The following is a 16,958-nucleotide window of genomic DNA, read 5'->3' as shown; positions in this document are numbered from 1 at the left end:
ATTTTTATTTCTTTGCAGGATCACTTGACTTAATTTACTAAAGAATTAGTTTGTCTTAGTTCTTTATTTTCTCAATTCTTGTAAGAGTGTTTGTGCCTTCTCTAAGTTAAAGGGTTTGTTTTCAAGGAGTTGGCTGACCAATCGGGGAACTTCCTCTTCCTTGGCTCCTGCTAGAAGGGCTAGAGAGCGTGCTTGGAGCTTCATATGTCCTTCTTGGATCCCTGTAGTCACTAAGGCTTTCAAGGCAGCGAAATTCTGTGCTAAACCGAGAGAAGCGATGATACCGGCTAATTCGATAGCAGTAGGTTCTCCTAGTAAACGGTGGCCGACTTGAACCGTAGGGTTGAGGCCAATGGAGCCTCCTTTTGTCGCAACCGGCATTGGCAGGGTAATCTCTCCATAGAGTTTTTTCTCTTCTGGCTGACTTTTCCAGTGACTTAAGCCCTTGTATGGACCGCTTTGTGCGGCATAGGCATGGGCTCCTGCTTCGATGGCCCGCCAGTCATTGCCTGTAGCAAGGACCAGGGCATCAATCCCGTTAAAAATTCCCTTGTTATGAGTGGCTGCACGGTAAGGATCCACTTGAGCCAGTTGGCTAGCTAGCTCCATCCGGTGAGCAATCTCAATGGCTTCCTCAGGATTTCGACTCAGTGCTTTAAAATCGATAGTGCACCGTGCACTCACCAAAGAGCGCGTGGCCAAGTTGGATAAAATCGCCATTAAGGCCTGACCACTAGAGAGTTCTTGGATGCGATCGGTCAGCGCTTCCAGCATGGTGTTGAGCATATTGGCCCCCATGGCCTCTTTAGGATCGACAGCCAAGTAGACAATGAGAAAGTCCCCCTTGTTTTCGACCCAAAGATCCCTTGCTCCGCCTCCACGCTTGACGATAGAAGGATAGGCTTCATTAGCTAGCTGAAGAAGAGTTTCCTTGTCTTCTAGGATGCGCTTGCTAGCCATTTCCACATCCTTAACATCTGTCAGAGCAATCTCACCGATCATTTGGCGTTGGTGCACTTGGGTGGTGAAACCGCCCGAACGTTGGATGAGTTTGGCTGCAAAGCTGGCTGCAGCAACTACGGAAGGCTCTTCTGTGACCATAGGAAGGACATAGTCACGACCATTGATCAGAAAATAAGGAGCGAGGCTAAAAGGCAGATCAAAGGTCGACAAGACATTTTCCGTCAGTTGATCTGCAATAGAGAGGGGGAGTCCCTTTTGTTCTTTTAAGATCTGTGCTTCATCCCAAGTTAAGAGGCCTTCCTTCAGTAAGGCCTCTATGCGTTCAGTGGGCGAAAGTTTTGCAAAACCTGGTAATCGTGCCATTATTTTTCTACTTTCTGGTAAGTGCGTTGGTGTTCCTTGATCTCTGTCAAAGCATAAGTTTGAAGCGTAGCAGATTCAAACACTTGATTGCCACAAGAGTCTAAATCCACTTCCTCATAAAAGAGTCGTTCGTAGTCAGCAACACTAAGAACCGTCCGTTGATCTAGTTTGTCCATACGTTTGTGATCTAGGAGTTGCTCAAAACCAGGAACGAGATTGGCACTAAAGATCTCAGAAACTGCTCCACTTCCATAGCTAAAGAGGGCGATTCGGTCCCCGGATTTGAGTTGGGGACGATTTTCCAGTAGTGATAGCAAGCCTAAGAAAAGAGATCCAGTGTAGATATTTCCCACTCGTTGGCTGTATAGAATCGATTGATCAAAATTGTATTGTAATTGATCTTTTTTCTCTTCTGATACTGACTTATCCAAGATTTTTTTCAAGCCCTTGAGAGCTAATTTTGGATAAGGTAAATGGAAGCAGACGGCCGCAAAGTCTGTCAAGGTAAGGCCAGTCCGTTTCTGGTATTCCGCCCAAGTTGTTTTCAGAGAATCTAGATATTGTTGCGTTGAATAAATCCCATTCACAAAGGGAGTTGTCGCATAATTTGGACGCCAAAAATCCATGACATCGCGTGTTTGGGCAACATTGTCATCGTTAAAAGATAGAATACGAGGATTGTGGCTGATCAGCATGGCAACCGCTCCAGCCCCCTGTGTTGGCTCTCCAGGAGTTCCAATTCCGTATTTAGCAATGTCACTGGCAATGACCAAAACCTTACTCTGAGGGAATTTTTCAACATGGAGTTTAGCATAATCCAAGGCAGCAGTCGCAGCATAGCAGGCTTCTTTCATCTCAAAAGAGCGGGCGAAAGGCTGGATATCTAGTAAGCCATGGACAAACACAGCAGCAGCCTTACTCTGGTCAATTCCAGATTCTGTCGCAAGAATCACCATGTCGATTGCTTCTTTATCTTCGTCTGTTAAAATATCATCTGCTGCAGTAGCAGCCAATGTGACGATGTCTTCTGTGATCGGTGCAACACTTTGTTCTTTTAAGAGAAGACCCTTGCTCAGTTTTTCGGGATCAGTATCACGAGCAGTAGCCAAATCTTCTAAACGCAAGACATAAGGGCTCGTCGCAAAACCAATCTTATCAATCCCAATTGTCATTCTTAACCTCTTTTTTATTTGATATCTACTAGTATATTTCGTTACTATTTTACCATATTTAAGGGTAAAACTCCCTTGAAAAAACTAGATCAACAAGGAAATCATTCTCGGGACCGAGTTGGGCAAGGGGATTTTTTGAAAAAAAGAGGACGAAAAACAAAAGAGGTTGGGACAAAAGTCCTAGCCTCTCAATTGTCTTTGGATTGTCGAGCAAGACGCAGTGGTTGAGTGGGCTCTACTACGCTGATTTCATCAGCTTTTACAGCCCTACTCAACTGTGCGGAGGTGGGACGACGAAATCGAATTCTAACGAATTACCGATTTCTGTCCCACTCTCTTCAACTCTTATCCTTGCTTATTTTTTTTAGGATTACTCATGATTCGTATGAAGAGTTCTTTGCATTTGTCTCTTAGAACTTTTTCGTAGAAGACGATTAAAGCGATGTACACAATCGTAAAGTTCAAGGTCAGATAGAACAAGTCAAATGAATTGCGGGCATAATCAGTTGCTAATAGATAGGAGGAGAGGGTTCCTAGGATCATCCAAGGAAGATACTTGATATACTTGCTTATCATCATACAGCACCTCGCATACTTTAAAGGATTTGTTTTTTCACTATCATTGTATCCCTTTTAAGTAAAAATGCAAGCGATAACACTTAGAGAAATTGAAAAACGAATATTATTTTGCATTAGTTTGAATGGAGAAAAACTATTTTAAGATAAGTGAAGCGATTACTTTAGTAACCAAAAAATTTTTGAGCTAATCATTGTCAATTATGTACTTTATTTAAGCAAACTAATGACAAAATCTAAATGCAAAATCATCGATTAATCAATTCCTCAATTTCCTTTATCCCTTCAAACTCTCCAACACTTTCGAAAAGTTCTATAGCTCGTTTGAAATGTGTGTTGGCTAATCCTTTATCTTCCAAGGCTAAATAAATTTCCCCTAACCCTCTATAGCTACAAGCCTGAGAAATCACATCATCAGTCTCTAAAGATTGTTCCAGTGACAGATTCATGAATGTAAGAGCTTCATCAAGATTGTTTAATTTCAATCTCAAATAGCCTTGTTCGTAGTTATTTATAGCTTTCTTTAGATTATCATTGGGAAAATGCTCTTCAATTATCTTCTCTTCATCTTCAATGAGCTTTAAAGCCTTATGAAAATCACCCTGATCTCTGTAGATCATAGCTAATTGATGTAATCCAATGTGTTCATGTTCTTTGTCTTCATTTTGTTGAGCTAATAAAATGTATTTCTCAAAGATATGGGTACACGAGGCATAGTCTTTTTCTGCCAATAATAAATACCCCATCAGATTTAAAAGGCTAAAATCTGTACAGGTATCAATGGAAAAATCTTGTTCAACCAACTTTTTAGCTTCTGATGTTTTTCCCTCCAGAAACAAGTCCCAAGCCACATCAATTTTAGAAACCATCTATTTTCCCCCTTACCTATAAACAACCTTCATAAAATAAAATCACTCAATAAGAATATGCTAAATCCTATCTTTATAAATTTAATCCACTATGCTAAAGTATAGCAAAAAGCCCAAATAACTACTATTTGGGCAAAATGTTACTTAGTTTCTTTTTAAACGAGCAATGAGTAACTTAATAAGATAAGCTAGAACTACAAGTGCTACTACGCGTGATAATAGATAGAAAATAGAATAAACAAAATAGATTTGCATATCTGACACCTCCCAAATAAAAGAGATTAACCATCTTGTCCTCAATATTATTGTACTCCCGTTCGAAAGCGGTGTCAAGAGTTGTGACAAATAGTATCAACATCTAGAATGAAGTTAAAGCTTATAAAAAGCAAAATAAATCAATCTGTTCCATTTTGAAATCCTTTAACGATTGTAAAATATATCCTATTTTAGAAGAGGTACGTATGAAGTTATCAATTTAGATAATGTCAAAGCAAGAGAGAAATATAATTAGTAAACATAAATACAATATTTTTTACATTTTTTATTATACTTTTATTAGTATAATTGGTAAAATCTTTATTAACAAAAATTATGGTCTATCTAATATTCCAATTACCTTACAACACAGGTTGATTGAATAGGACTAGATAACCGAATCAATGTTGACACGAATGGAGGGGATTAATATTAAGAATTTAATAACTGATCAAATGTCTAATAGACAAATTATCAAAGACTTTATTAGTAGTTTTATTAGTTCTTTAAGTGGTAAAGCTTTTAATTTTGCTTTAGGATTAATGTTACTGGACCAAACAAAATCGGCAATGAGTTTTGGAATCAATATGATCATCTATCCTTTAGTTAGTTTGATTTTCTTGGTTCCAATCGGTAATTTAGTAGACCGATACCGTCATAAAAAGATCTTAATTTATAATTTTATTTTTAGACTTATTATCTTTCTTCTGTTTTATGCATTTTATTTTTTAACGAATTCATCTACTATCTTATATTTAGTAATTCCGTTTGTCATACTTCACTCTGTCACAGTTAACATCAATGATACTTGTTATTCAGCCTCTATCCACGAGTTAGTAAATGATACAAAAATTCAACGATTAAGCTCTGTTACACAAACCGCCATTGCTATCGCAACCATGCTTTCCCCAGCTATTGGAGTCATTCTTTATAATTGGTTAGGCTTCTCAGGCTTTATTCTTATAGAAATCATTGCAAATATCCTTTCTTTAGGCGTCTTACTTACCATGAAATTCTTCTATGAACACGAAGAGCAAGAAGCTAAGATTAAACAGATTGAAAAGCATCAACACGGGGTTAAAGAAATTATCCAATTCTTAAAAGAAAATCAGATTGTCAAATATATTATTCTTGTTAGTGTTGTACTGAATTTTTTCTATACTTCCATTAGCATTGGAGTACCATTTGTAGTCAAAGAGCAACTCTTATTAGATAATGCAACAGTAGGTATCCTAGAAACTATGTCTGCAGTTGGAATGTTATTAGCCAGTGTGTCTATGTCGCTACTGCCAGACAAAAAAGAAAATAACACACTTCTCTCTAATAGAATTCGCATTCCACTTTTTCTTCTAACCATCGCTATCGTTGGTTTGGGTATTACATTTGCAACTACTAACACCCAAGTGATTATTTCTTCCGTTGGCGGTTTATTTATGGGAATTATCGCATTCACACTTGTTATTCTAAATATTGTCGTCATGACCTATCTTCAAAGTAGTATTGAAACAAATTATTTAGGAAGAGTAATGAGTACTTTGTTCACACTAAATACGTCTATCATGCCGATAGGTACCATTGTATTTACTTATCTATTTCAAAAGGACATAAACGGAGGCCTGATATTCATATTTGGAGGTGTTTCTCTCCTGATCTATACCATGATAATGTTACCTCGAATCTATAGAATACTACAAAAAGAACACGCTTATTGACATTGAAACCTAAGTAATACTAAAACGAAAAGACAAGGATAAAAAAACCTTGTCTTTTTTTAACACTAACAACTTAGACTAACAATGGGACTTTTTTTGAAAGCTGAGTGACTTAGATAAGTCATCCAGCTTTCAAAATGACTAGTAGGACCGCTTCGTTATTGTCCGACAAAATTTAATATGCTTCAAAACTATATTTTAAACAATTTATTTAATCTTTCTAACTCTAATACACTCATATATACTTCTACTCCAGTAACTACCCCCTTACTATAAATAATTCCACAAGAAAACACAATCCTCTCCTGACTCAAAATATTTGACAATATTACAAAAGATTCCAAAACATAATCCTCTATAGTAATAAAACAATTATTTTCATCTTTGAAAAACTCTATAAATCCAATATCCTTACACTTATCACGTAAATGAAACCTAAGTGATCTTAAAAAATAATCAAAAAACACATCATTTTCCATAGAAAACCCTTTCATTTTTTAAAAACATTCTGATATAATCATACAAAAAATAAAGGAGAACTACAATGAAAAAAAATAATTATTTTTATCTTGTTAATCCTCTTAATCTTTTCTATTGTTTCAATTTTTTATATACAACATGTTATAAAGAATAAATGACCAGCCTCCTGTAGAGTACAGAAAACTGGTCGCATAAGAGGGTTTTCTCTTGTTCCATTATTGGGGTTCAGTTCCTAAACATGCTAAGTTTTTTGTGTGAAGATATATCAAAACTTTTTAAACCAATTCTTGATATACTCTAAGCATATATCCAGTAAGAATTTGATAAATAATAATACAATTCCAATCTTCACAAACATGTAATATTTAAATGTGTCATCAAATGAATGCACACGGATCGGAAAGGTGAAGATATTAGACGGATTGATAAGAAAATAAAGTGAGATACAAATGGATAAAACCAACGCCACTATAAAAATTTTTTTATGTAATTGCATATTTTACCTTTTCCTTTCTTGTTTTACAACATTAAATACCAATCACCAATTTTATATAGCCTGATTAATTCTTTTATTCCCCTTTCTATCAGGCTATTTTAATAGTTTTTATACCTTCATCATATACCAATTTCAAAATAATTCAAGTCTGTTTTTCTAATCATTTTTATGATATAATAATAAAGTTCAAATGATAAACAAAAAAACTCAGCAACAATCCCAACAAACTCTATAAATTAGATACGATAAAAAAATTCTATTCTGCTCTTTTTTTAACTATTCGGTAAAATTCTCGAAATTTTGATACCGAATAGTTATTTTTTTGCATAAAATGTTAAAAAATCATGCTGAGATAGCCATTCTGAGCTGATTTAAGTTTAGAGGGCGGACAATCTATCGCTAAAATTCCTTACAGCCCCAACGGTTTAGGCTGTTTTTTAGTTCATTCAACATCTTTCGGAAAAAGAACGATTTTTCGGAAAGTTGTTTTTGAAGAAAAACGGCGTTCAGCATTCACTAAACTACCGTTTTTTCATTTGAACTCTATTGCTATTAACTACTGAATACTACTAGTATTATTAAGATTACTACTAATTATCCTGAGGCCATCGTGTACAAATTGACCCAAAACGTCAAATCCGTTATAAATTCCGTAATAAATAAAGAGTCCTAAAATTATAGATGAAATAATAATACTTGCACAAATAAAATATGTACGATTTTTTTCATTCATAAGGTCAATCCTCCTTTTTATTTGTATTCGCTTACATTTTATCATATAATACTAATGTAGTAAAGGAAGAAGGTGTTCTTATGCTAAAAAAATATTTTTCAAAATATAAATGGACTGATTTATTTTGGATTCTATTTGTGATTTTGACATGCATCTATATAGGAAACCGTGATTTGCTTCCTCTTAATCATCAAGAATTCTCTCTTCGTGGTAGTTTCTGGGGATTTGTACTTGCATTATATCACTTACTATTCATTGATAAATTTGTTATCTCTAATCGGAAGTAAAACGATACTAGGTAAAAACTCAATTTCAGGAGAAAATAAAGTAAATCTCCCCACAATAAAACGCATAATATCAAGGTTCTTCAAAACCTAATATTAAAAGAACACACTTATTGTCATTGAAACAAAAGCAATACTAAAACGAAAAGACAAGGATAAAACACCTTGTCTTTTTTTAAAATACTAACAACTTAGACTAACAATGGGACTTTTTTCATAATTTAGCACCTTTTTAGTAACCTGTTCAAGATACGGATGTATAGTCCAGATAAAGACAATTCAAATTAGATTATGTCTATCTATTTACTTACCTTTTATTTGCTTTAATTCCTTTATCTCTTTTAGAATACTAAAAATATAGAAACTAAATGGAACTACACCTAAAAAAGATAAAACAAAGAAACCAAACGTAAGTTTTTCGTCTCTAATAGCTAGTACTGCAAGGGATAAAATACCGATAGCCATTATGGAAATTATGAGGATAAACCACAAGTAAATCATGTAAAACTTATAAAGATAGCAAAAGGACTTATTTTTTTGTTTAGGCTTATCCTTCCAATTTAAATAAAAGAAATAAGGCATATAAATAATTAAAATAAATAGAAATCTCATCTATAGCACAACTTTTTACTTTCTATTTTGGATTTCCCACAAGATCTCCCAACTTCCAAATACCAAGCCAAAAAGAAATTGTTAGCATGATAAAGAATGTAAGGAACATATTATCGACCAGATTTTTACTCATCAAGCATAGTTCTCTAGCTATATAAGGAGACACGGGAAACAAAATACACTGTACTATAGTAATTATTTTTTTCATGATTCATTAATAATACTGTCACATATGATACAGTATACTCCTTTCTAGGAAGAATTCTTTTTATCCCTATCTTTATTATAGGCCTACAGCAATTTAGATTCAATTTTTAATATGTGAAAGTAGTTTCAGAATAATTTACAAAACAAAAATAAAGTACACTTTTTAAAGAATGTACTTTATGCATCAAATTCAGTTGAATCAATGGTTTAGCTTTAGTTTAGTCAATTGTACATAAACTTTTAGTTTTCTTCAAAAAATAAAAATGAGTTCCAATTTTTAAAATGAATCAAGAAAATAAAAAAACTTTCCGCCATGAGAAAAGTGCTAGAAACACTATTGTTTCTAGCACTCGGGAGTTTTGGACCTAAGGAAAGTTTTTGAGAAGACTTTGTCACTAATATAACCAATGCTAGTTGGCATTGGTCATTTTTCTTTTTTGATGGCGTTGGTAAGAATGGTAGAGTTTCAAGACAACAGATCCACTAGCCATCCCGATGGAGATCACCAAGGCAAGAATAACCACCAGGGTCACGCTGGTTACTGCTTGGCGATATTGCCCACTGACAAAGAAGGAAGTGGTCCGATAGGAAATATATCCAGGAACCAAGGGTGCGAGAATGGACAACATAAAGACCACGACAGGCGTCTTGAGAATGATACTTAAAATCTGACTGATACAGGAGCCGACAATGGCTGCGATAAAGGTTGCAACGATGACATTGGTAGGCCCTTTTAGGATATAGTAAAGTAGCCAGATGCCCATGCCTAGGATTCCTCCAGGAATCAACATGGAGCGCTGCACATTTAGGACAATTAAAAAGGTGATGATGGCAATCAAACTGGCCACCGCTTGGATTAAAAATTCAGTTAGGTTCATGATTTTATTTCATAAGGACGAGGGCAACGGTTGTACCGGCACCAAGTGCAAGAGTAATGAGGAGAGTCTCAAAGAGTTTGCTCATCCCAGAGTTGAGGTGGTAATTCATCAGATCTCGGACAGCATTGGTCATGGCGATTCCAGGAACGAAAGGCATGACACAGCCTGCGATAATGAGATCGGTATTGGAAGGAAAACCACTATAGCGCGTCCAGATATGGGCCAAAAAACCAAAGACAAAGGCGGCCGCAAAGGCAGTGGCAAAAGGAATGCGAACGTATTTCTCAACGACAAGAGAAAAAGCAAAGGCAAAGACAGTCGCAATACCCGCTCCAATCGCATCATAGAAATTTCCTCCAAACATGATGGAGAAGAAAGGCGCACTGAGAGTTGCTGCAATGGTCAACTGGAGATTGGTATAAGGAACTCGCTTCATTTTCAACTCGCTCAGGGCTTGGTAGGCTTGCTCGAGATCGATCTCTCCAGAGACGAGTTGACGAGAGATCTGATTGACATCACAGACCTTTTCGATATTGTAATTGGTCCGCAAGATCCGTTTCATGCGCGTGACATTGGCATTCTCGATTGAAAAGAAAATAGCGACTGGCATCGCTAAAACATTGCAATCGACGATTCCCTGTGAATGGGCGATCCGGATCATGGTATCTTCGACCCGGTGAATCTCAGAACCGCTCTCTATCAGGAGGGTTCCAGCTAACATCAGGACGTCGATCACTTGGTTGATCTGTTTTGACTCTTCCATAATTTCCTTCTTACTAAATAATCTGTTTCTATTATAGCAAAAAAGGACGAGAGACAGAACTAAAATTTGACAATTCTAGTTTGTTTCTTATCCTTTCTGAATTCGTTTAGAATAGCTATTGTTTAGGCTTATCATTCGTTAACTCGGGTGGTGGTGCTGCACGGTGCTATCCTGGACGAGAAGGGTTGCTAAAAAGATCAGTGCAATCAGGATAAAGAGCCAAATAATAGCGAAAATAAATGTTAAAAACATAGGATCACCCCTTCTATCTTATTTACAGCTCTACTATAACACTTGGAGAAAGCGCTGTCAAACCCTATATAGTAAGCTCTTAAACTCTTTCAAAATTCAGAATACTCTTGCGATGGGGATGAAAAAAACCAGCCGTTTCCGACTGGTTTTTTAAGATCTATTTGAATCTTAGTTCAAGGCATCATCCATTGAAAGAACTTCGTGGAAGACACGTTGTGTCAATTCAGTTTTTTGTTCTGGAGTGAGGTATTTAGTGTTTACACAGTATCCAGAGATACGTACGATTACGTCTTCACCTGACATGATCTTTTCGTAAACATCGTTCAAGTCCATAACGTTCAAGTTAACGTGTTGTCCACCGTTTTCGAAGTATCCATCAAGGATGGTTACCAAGTTATCAACTTGTTCGTCACGAGTCTTACCAAGAGCACGTGGTGAAACTTGAGTAGTCAATGAGATACCGTCAGCTGCATAACCAAAGTCAAGGCTAGCAAGTGAGTTCAAGTTTTGCAACCATCCACCTTTAGCTTTGTTAGATGGGTTAGCACCTGGTGAGAAGAATTCCAATTTAGACAAGTTCACAGAACCATCTTCGTTGAGGTATACCCCTTTGTGGACTGGTGAGTTACCAGTTTGTTTAGAGTAAGCAACGTTAGAAGTGATGGTAAGAAGTGAAACAGTTGCTTCAGCGTTCTTGTAAAGTTTGTGGCTGCGAAGACGAGTAGTGTAAGCTTCGATCAACCATTCTGCCAATTCGTTAGAACGTGGGTCATCTTCACCCCAACGTGGGTATTCACCGATTGTTTCGTAATCGTAGATGTAGCCATCTTCGTCACGGATTGGTTTAACAGTAGCGTATTTGATTGCTGACAATGTATCAACAGTGTTGGCAAATCCACAGATACCGAATCCCATGTTAGCGCGTTGGTGAGTTGGCAAGAAGGCCATTTGAACAGCTTCGTAGTTGTACTTATCAGTCATGTAGTGGATGATGTTCAAAGCATCTACGTAAGTGTCTGTCAACCAGTCAAGAGATTTTTCGAAGTTTGCTTTAACAGATTCGAATTCAAGAACTTCGTCACGGATAGGATCAATGTCAAATACTTTGTAGTCTTTATGAACATCGTCGTAACCACCGTTCAAACCAGTAAGAAGAGCTTTAAGCACGTTAACACGAGCACCGAAGTATTGGATGTTGTGGCGTTGTTCTTCGTTTTCTGGGTCAAGTGGAGATACACAACATGAGATACAGCTCATTTCACCGTATCCGTCTTTGGCCATTGTTGTTACACCTTCGTATTGGATAGAAGAGTGTTTGTGGCTCATGTGCATACAGTAGCGACGGAAGCTATATGGCAATTTGTCAGTCCAAAGAACTGTCAAGTTTGGTTCTGGAGAGTTACCGATGTTGTCCAAAGTGTTCAAGAAACGGTAGTCCATCTTCGTAACACGGTGACGTCCGTCGTTACCCATACCAGCCATAGAAGTTGTGATGAAGGTTGGGTCACCTGAGTACAATTGGTCGTAAGCTTTTGTACGAGCAAATTTAACAGTACGCAATTTCATAACGAAATCGTCAACGAATTCTTGGATTTCTGATTCAGTAAATGTACCACGAGCTAAGTCACGTTCAGCGTAGATATCCAAAACGATTGGCACACGTCCAAGAGAAGTAGCAGCACCGTTGATCACACGGCAGACAGCCATGAAGGCGATGTTTGTCCATTGGATTGCTTCTTTTGTATTGAAGGCAGGACGACGCACGTCTACACCATAAAGGTCACCCAATTTAACAACTTCTTGAAGTGCTTGGTATTGAAGGTTTACTTCTTCACGAAGACGGATTGATTCTTCATCGATTTCAGTAATAGAGTTCCAGTCGTTTGCTTTTTCAGCCATCAAGTAGTCAGCACCGTAAAGAGCCAAACGTGCATAAACCCCGATGATACGTCCACGAGAGTATGCATCTGGAAGACCAGTTACAGTGTGAGCGTGACGAGCACGACGGATGTTAGAAGTGTAAGCGCGGAAGATACCATCGTTTACAGTTGTAACGTATTTTGTGAAGATTTCATGAACTGCTGGATCTGGTTCGTATCCATTTTCTTTCAAAGTAGTTTCCGCCATACGGATACCACCACGAGGCATGAAGTTCAATTTGAACAATTCATCATTTTGGATACCGAAGATGACTTCGTTTTCTTTGTCGATATATCCAGCTGCGATATCAGCGATAGATGTTGGACGGTTATCGTATGGGAAACGAGTTTCTTCATAATGAGCTTTTGTTTCTTCAACAATCTTCTTGATGTGAAGAGAACGTTCAGTTGGACCAGCTAGGAAGCTTTCATCTCCATCATAAGGTGTATAGTTAGCTTGAACGAAGCGAGAAACGCTTGCTTTTTCTTTCCAATCTTCACCTTTGAAGCCTTCCCAGGCTTTGTCAAAAATATCTTGTGCTTCAACGACTGTTTTAACAACCATTTTTATTTTCCTCTATTGTCTTTCTAGCAACTATATCTGTTGCACTTACAATAGTAGTATACCACACAGAAACCGGTTACACAAAGGCAAATTGCGAAAAACAACAGATTCTTTTATAATACAGTTTCAACTCTTCTGTGATACTGTACTACATTTTTGAAAACAAATACGGTTTTCCATCAATTTTCATGTTTTTAGGAAGGGCCGATTTTTGCAATTCTAAAATTTTCTTCTTATAATAGAAAAAAGGAGGGTGAAAAATGCTGATATTTCCATTGGTGAATGATACGAGTCGCAAGATTATTCATATTGATATGGATGCATTTTTTGCTGCCGTCGAAGAAAGAGACAACCCTAGTTTAAAGGGGAAGCCTGTCGTAATTGGCCAGGACCCTCGTCAATCGGGAGGGAGAGGTGTGGTCTCGACCTGTAACTATGAAGCACGGAAATATGGCATTCATTCGGCTATGAGTTCCAAAGAAGCGCTAGACCTTTGTCCCCACGCGATCTTTATCTCTGGAAATTATGAAAAATACCGAGAAGTGGGCGAACAGGTTCGTGAGATTTTTAAGCGCTATACAGATCTCATCGAGCCCATGAGTATTGATGAAGCCTATCTAGATGTGACGGAAAATAAAATCCAGAGCAAATCCGCTGTCAAGATTGCCCGCTTGATTCAGCATGCGATCTGGGAAGAGCTACATCTCACAGCTTCAGCTGGTGTCTCTTATAATAAGTTTTTGGCCAAGATGGCGAGTGACTACCAGAAACCCCGTGGCCTAACGGTGGTCTTGCCGGAGGATGCCGAGGATTTCCTGAGCCAGATGGACATTGCCAAATTTCACGGGGTAGGAAAGAAGACAGTGGAGCGCCTGCATGAGATGGGGGTCTATACTGGCGCGGATCTTTTAGCTATCCCGGAGATGACCTTGATCGATCGATTTGGGCGCTTTGGCTATGATCTCTTTCGTAAGGCGCGAGGGATTCACAATAGCCCTGTCAAGAGCCATCGGATCCGCAAGTCGATCGGAAAAGAGCGGACCTACCGCAAGCTCCTTTATGCTGAGGATGATATTTTAGAAGAAATTGCCAATCTGTCCAGTAAGGTGGCCCAATCGCTGGAAAAACACGGCAAGCAAGGCAAGACCTTGGTCTTAAAAGTGCGCTATGGAGACTTCACCACCCTGACCAAGCGAATGACACTGACGGAGCCAACACGAGAGGCTGAGCGGATCAATCGTTCCGCTCGCCATATTTTTCAAGAAATCGATTCGACAAATACTGGAATCCGCCTCTTGGGTGTCATCATGACCAATTTCGTCGATCATACCGAGTTGCCTTTGGTGGAAGAAAAAGAAAACGACTAGTCTGTTCACTAGTCGTATTTTTTGATGTCAAAAAAGGCTGCAATCTCTTCTTCAGTCAGTCCGATCATAGGAGAGATGGTGTGGAGATTGTCTTCTGTCAGCCAATAGACAGTCGGTTCATCAGGCTCAGTCTTCCTTTCAACAGTTTCTTCCTTGCTTCGCGCAGATTCGACTGTAGGGGAATCCGTGGCAACGGATGAAGAAGAGTCTTTGGTTGTCTCGCCTCCGTCCAGGTCCTTGAAGCGTTCCACCAAGTAGGTCTTGCGGGCAGTACCGGTATTTTTAGTGGCGTAATCAAAGGCGCTGTATTCCCCTAAGAGGATGAGTTTGCTTTTAGAGCGCGTGATGGCGGTATAGATCAAATTGCGCTGCAACATCCGGTGACTTTGATTGGTAATGGGTAAAATCACCACCGGAAATTCGCTTCCTTGCGATTTGTGAATACTCATCGCATAGGCTAAGCGAATCTTGTACCATTCATTGCGCGGATAGACGATTTCATTGCCATCAAATTGGATGGTCAATTCATCTTGCTTGGATTCTGTATATTTTCCTGGGAGAAGATCGGTGATGTAGCCGATATCTCCGTTAAAGACATTGCTTTCTGCATCATTGACCAGATGGATGACCTTGTCTCCATCGCGGTATTGGCAGTCTGGCGTGTCAAAAACCACCTGATCTTTGACAGCTGGATTGAGAAGGTCTTGCATGAGAGTATTGATATTGTCGATGCCGGCCTGGCCCTTGTACATAGGTGCCAAGACTTGGATATCTCGAGCAGGAATCTGACTGCGAAGGGCAGCAGAAGTGATTTGTTCGATCATCTTAGGGATGTGTTCGCTTCCGGCTTCAAAATAAGAGCGGTCAGCTTTTCGTTCTGTGAAATCTTGAGGGAGCTTGCCTTGGCGAATGTCTCCTGCTAGTGAGACAATGGTCGAGTCCTCACTCTGACGGAAAATATGCTCCAGTTTGGTCTGAGGGATGCTTGGGATCTGCAAGAGATCAGCCAAGACCTGACCAGGACTGACAGATGGTAATTGGTCGGCATCTCCCACAATCAAGAGTTTTGTATCTGTTGCGATGTTGCTAAGTAATTGATTAGCCAGCCAGGTATCAACCATGGAAAATTCGTCCACAATGATAAAGTCTGCATCTAGGTAGTCCTCTAAGTGGCTGGTGTCATCATCCCCTGTCATCCCCAAATGGCGGTGGATGGTGGCGCTCGGAAGTCCGGTCAGCTCATTCATGCGCCTAGCTGCCCGTCCTGTTGGGGCAGCCAAGAGGATCGGCAGGTCTTGTTTCTTCCAAAGATCCAGTTGGTGGAGTTGGGCATAGACGCTGATCATCCCATTGATAACGGTAGTCTTTCCTGTCCCCGGACCCCCTGTGAGGATAAAGACCTTGTTTTGGATCGCTTGGTGAATCGCTTCTTTTTGAATCGCATCGTAGCGAATTCCCAGATCTTTTTCAACCGCCTCAATCGCCTGGTTGATTTTCTCAGGATCAAATGAAGCTTGCTTTCCTTTTTCCAACAATCGACCGATATGACTGCGAATCCCTTCCTCCGCAAAGAAGAGGCTGTTGTCAAAGATCTTGGTGTCCACGTTTTGGACCTTGTCTTCCTCGATGAGGCGTCCTAATTCTTGGGCGACAGTGGAAGGATCCAATTCTACTGGACGAGCGGATTCTAGAAGGTCAATGGTATAGCGCAGGAGGTCCTTGGCTTCGATAAAGGTATTTCCAGTCTCGATAGAGTAGCTAAAAAGGCTGTGGATCAGGCTCGCGCGGAAACGCTCAGGGGCGTCACTTGCAATCCCCAATTCTTCGGCTAGTTGGTCCGCGATTTTAAAGCCCATGCCTTGGATATCTTCCACCAATCGGTAGGGCTGTTGCTCCACGATCTGGAGGGTTTCTTCTTTATAAAAATCTTGGATCTGAAAGGCCAATTTATTGGGAATGCCATAGTTGGCTAGTTGGGCGAGAATGCGCTCCGTTCCGTAATTCTGACGGAGTTTTTCTACAAAAGCCAGGCGATTTTTCTTGGAGAGACCTGTGATTTCTTCTAATTTTTCAGGGGCCTCCAAAATTTTGTCAATGGTATCGTCCCCATAGAGGTCCACGATTTTTTGGGCTGTTTTGAGACCAATTCCTTTAAAGTGATCGCTGGAAAAATATTTCACCAAGCCCTTGCTAGAGGGTTTGGCACGTTCATAGCGACTGATTTTGAGCTGTTCTCCGTATTTAGGATGATGGACCAGCTCCCCCCAGAAGGTGTAGTCTTCGCCTTCCATGATATCTGCCATGGTGCCCGTCACAATAATCTCAAAATCATTAAAGTTTTCGGCATCGGTATCGCTGATATCGAGCAAGAGGATTCGAAAAAAACTGCTAGGATTTTCAAAAATAATGCGCTCAATAGTACCAGAAAAATAATATTCCATCATTTCTTTCCTTTTTATAAAGCAAGGCTGGGACATACTTGTCTCAGCCTC

12 protein-coding genes are annotated in these 16,958 nt (G+C 39.1%); 3 read left to right on the top strand and 9 right to left on the bottom strand.

What is annotated here, in order from left to right; genetic code table 11:
- Positions 1–63: 63 nt before the first annotated feature.
- From QM351_RS06035 to QM351_RS06020, 4 genes are all read right to left on the bottom strand, one after another.
- Positions 64–1,326 (bottom strand): hydroxymethylglutaryl-CoA reductase, degradative, encoded by a 1,263-nt coding sequence (locus QM351_RS06035; RefSeq protein ID WP_414326982.1) that lies wholly within the window; start codon positions 1,324–1,326, stop codon positions 64–66.
- A complete protein-coding gene (locus QM351_RS06030) occupies positions 1,326–2,498 on the bottom strand; it encodes a hydroxymethylglutaryl-CoA synthase (RefSeq protein WP_414326980.1) in 1,173 nt (390 codons plus the stop codon). The genes QM351_RS06035 and QM351_RS06030 overlap by 1 nt, the downstream gene beginning before the upstream one ends.
- Before the next feature lie 345 nt (positions 2,499–2,843).
- Positions 2,844–3,074 carry a hypothetical protein gene (locus QM351_RS06025; protein ID WP_037608420.1) on the bottom strand — a complete coding sequence of 77 codons (231 nt, stop codon included), beginning with the start codon at positions 3,072–3,074 and terminating at the stop codon, positions 2,844–2,846.
- 248 nt (positions 3,075–3,322) lie between these two features.
- Positions 3,323–3,943, bottom strand: a complete 621-nt coding sequence (locus QM351_RS06020) for a tetratricopeptide repeat protein (RefSeq protein WP_287300104.1) — start codon at positions 3,941–3,943, stop codon at positions 3,323–3,325.
- A gap of 671 nt (positions 3,944–4,614) precedes the next feature.
- Between QM351_RS06020 and QM351_RS06015 the strand changes: the two genes are divergently transcribed.
- Positions 4,615–5,910 (top strand): MFS transporter, encoded by a 1,296-nt coding sequence (locus QM351_RS06015; protein WP_414326978.1) that lies wholly within the window; start codon positions 4,615–4,617, stop codon positions 5,908–5,910.
- Between the two features lie 191 nt (positions 5,911–6,101).
- On the opposite strand, the gene QM351_RS06010 is transcribed toward QM351_RS06015, so the two are convergent.
- Positions 6,102–6,389, bottom strand: a complete 288-nt coding sequence (locus tag QM351_RS06010; RefSeq protein ID WP_238676522.1) for a hypothetical protein — start codon at positions 6,387–6,389, stop codon at positions 6,102–6,104.
- Positions 6,390–7,699: 1,310 nt separating this feature from the next.
- Between QM351_RS06010 and QM351_RS06005 the strand changes: the two genes are divergently transcribed.
- Positions 7,700–7,906, top strand: a complete 207-nt coding sequence (locus tag QM351_RS06005) for a hypothetical protein (protein WP_037608378.1) — start codon at positions 7,700–7,702, stop codon at positions 7,904–7,906.
- A gap of 1,226 nt (positions 7,907–9,132) precedes the next feature.
- Here QM351_RS06005 and QM351_RS06000 read toward each other — a convergent pair.
- The 3 genes from QM351_RS06000 to pflB all read right to left on the bottom strand — a co-directional run bounded on the left by QM351_RS06000 (position 9,133) and on the right by pflB (position 13,099).
- The gene (locus QM351_RS06000) at positions 9,133–9,600 is read right to left on the bottom strand and encodes a threonine/serine exporter family protein (protein WP_003005049.1); all 468 of its coding nucleotides are present in this window, start codon (positions 9,598–9,600) and stop codon (positions 9,133–9,135) included.
- 4 nt (positions 9,601–9,604) lie between these two features.
- Entirely contained in the window at positions 9,605–10,363 is a 759-nt protein-coding gene (locus QM351_RS05995) for a threonine/serine exporter family protein (RefSeq protein WP_023919150.1), read from the bottom strand.
- 420 nt (positions 10,364–10,783) lie between these two features.
- Positions 10,784–13,099: a formate C-acetyltransferase gene (gene pflB / locus QM351_RS05990; RefSeq protein WP_049471905.1), complete on the bottom strand. Its 2,316-nt coding sequence runs from the start codon at positions 13,097–13,099 to the stop codon at positions 10,784–10,786.
- Positions 13,100–13,359: 260 nt separating this feature from the next.
- Between pflB and dinB the strand changes: the two genes are divergently transcribed.
- Positions 13,360–14,466, top strand: coding sequence for a DNA polymerase IV (gene dinB, locus QM351_RS05985; RefSeq protein ID WP_414326974.1), 1,107 nt, complete (start codon positions 13,360–13,362; stop codon positions 14,464–14,466).
- An 8-nt stretch (positions 14,467–14,474) separates the two neighbouring features.
- Here dinB and QM351_RS05980 read toward each other — a convergent pair whose 3' ends face one another.
- Positions 14,475–16,907, bottom strand: a complete 2,433-nt coding sequence (locus tag QM351_RS05980; protein WP_414327025.1) for an ATP-dependent RecD-like DNA helicase — start codon at positions 16,905–16,907, stop codon at positions 14,475–14,477.
- Between the last annotated feature and the right edge of the window lie 51 nt (positions 16,908–16,958).

Origin of the sequence: Streptococcus parasanguinis (assembly GCF_047465465.1) — a bacterium.
GTDB lineage: Bacteria > Bacillota > Bacilli > Lactobacillales > Streptococcaceae > Streptococcus > Streptococcus parasanguinis_AI.
The sequence above is the reverse complement of the archived record's forward strand: the minus strand, read 5'-3'. Positions and strand labels throughout refer to the sequence as shown.

Coding starts and splice junctions, on each gene's coding strand:
- QM351_RS06035 (WP_414326982.1), bottom strand. CDS start 1,326: ATGGCACGATTACCAGGTTTTGCAAAACTTTCGCCCACTGAACGCATA.
- QM351_RS06030 (WP_414326980.1), bottom strand. CDS start 2,498: ATGACAATTGGGATTGATAAGATTGGTTTTGCGACGAGCCCTTATGTC.
- QM351_RS06025 (WP_037608420.1), bottom strand. CDS start 3,074: ATGATAAGCAAGTATATCAAGTATCTTCCTTGGATGATCCTAGGAACC.
- QM351_RS06020 (WP_287300104.1), bottom strand. CDS start 3,943: ATGGTTTCTAAAATTGATGTGGCTTGGGACTTGTTTCTGGAGGGAAAA.
- QM351_RS06015 (WP_414326978.1), top strand. CDS start 4,615: ATGGAGGGGATTAATATTAAGAATTTAATAACTGATCAAATGTCTAAT.
- QM351_RS06010 (WP_238676522.1), bottom strand. CDS start 6,389: ATGGAAAATGATGTGTTTTTTGATTATTTTTTAAGATCACTTAGGTTT.
- QM351_RS06005 (WP_037608378.1), top strand. CDS start 7,700: ATGCTAAAAAAATATTTTTCAAAATATAAATGGACTGATTTATTTTGG.
- QM351_RS06000 (WP_003005049.1), bottom strand. CDS start 9,600: ATGAACCTAACTGAATTTTTAATCCAAGCGGTGGCCAGTTTGATTGCC.
- QM351_RS05995 (WP_023919150.1), bottom strand. CDS start 10,363: ATGGAAGAGTCAAAACAGATCAACCAAGTGATCGACGTCCTGATGTTA.
- pflB (WP_049471905.1), bottom strand. CDS start 13,099: ATGGTTGTTAAAACAGTCGTTGAAGCACAAGATATTTTTGACAAAGCC.
- dinB (WP_414326974.1), top strand. CDS start 13,360: ATGCTGATATTTCCATTGGTGAATGATACGAGTCGCAAGATTATTCAT.
- QM351_RS05980 (WP_414327025.1), bottom strand. CDS start 16,907: ATGGAATATTATTTTTCTGGTACTATTGAGCGCATTATTTTTGAAAAT.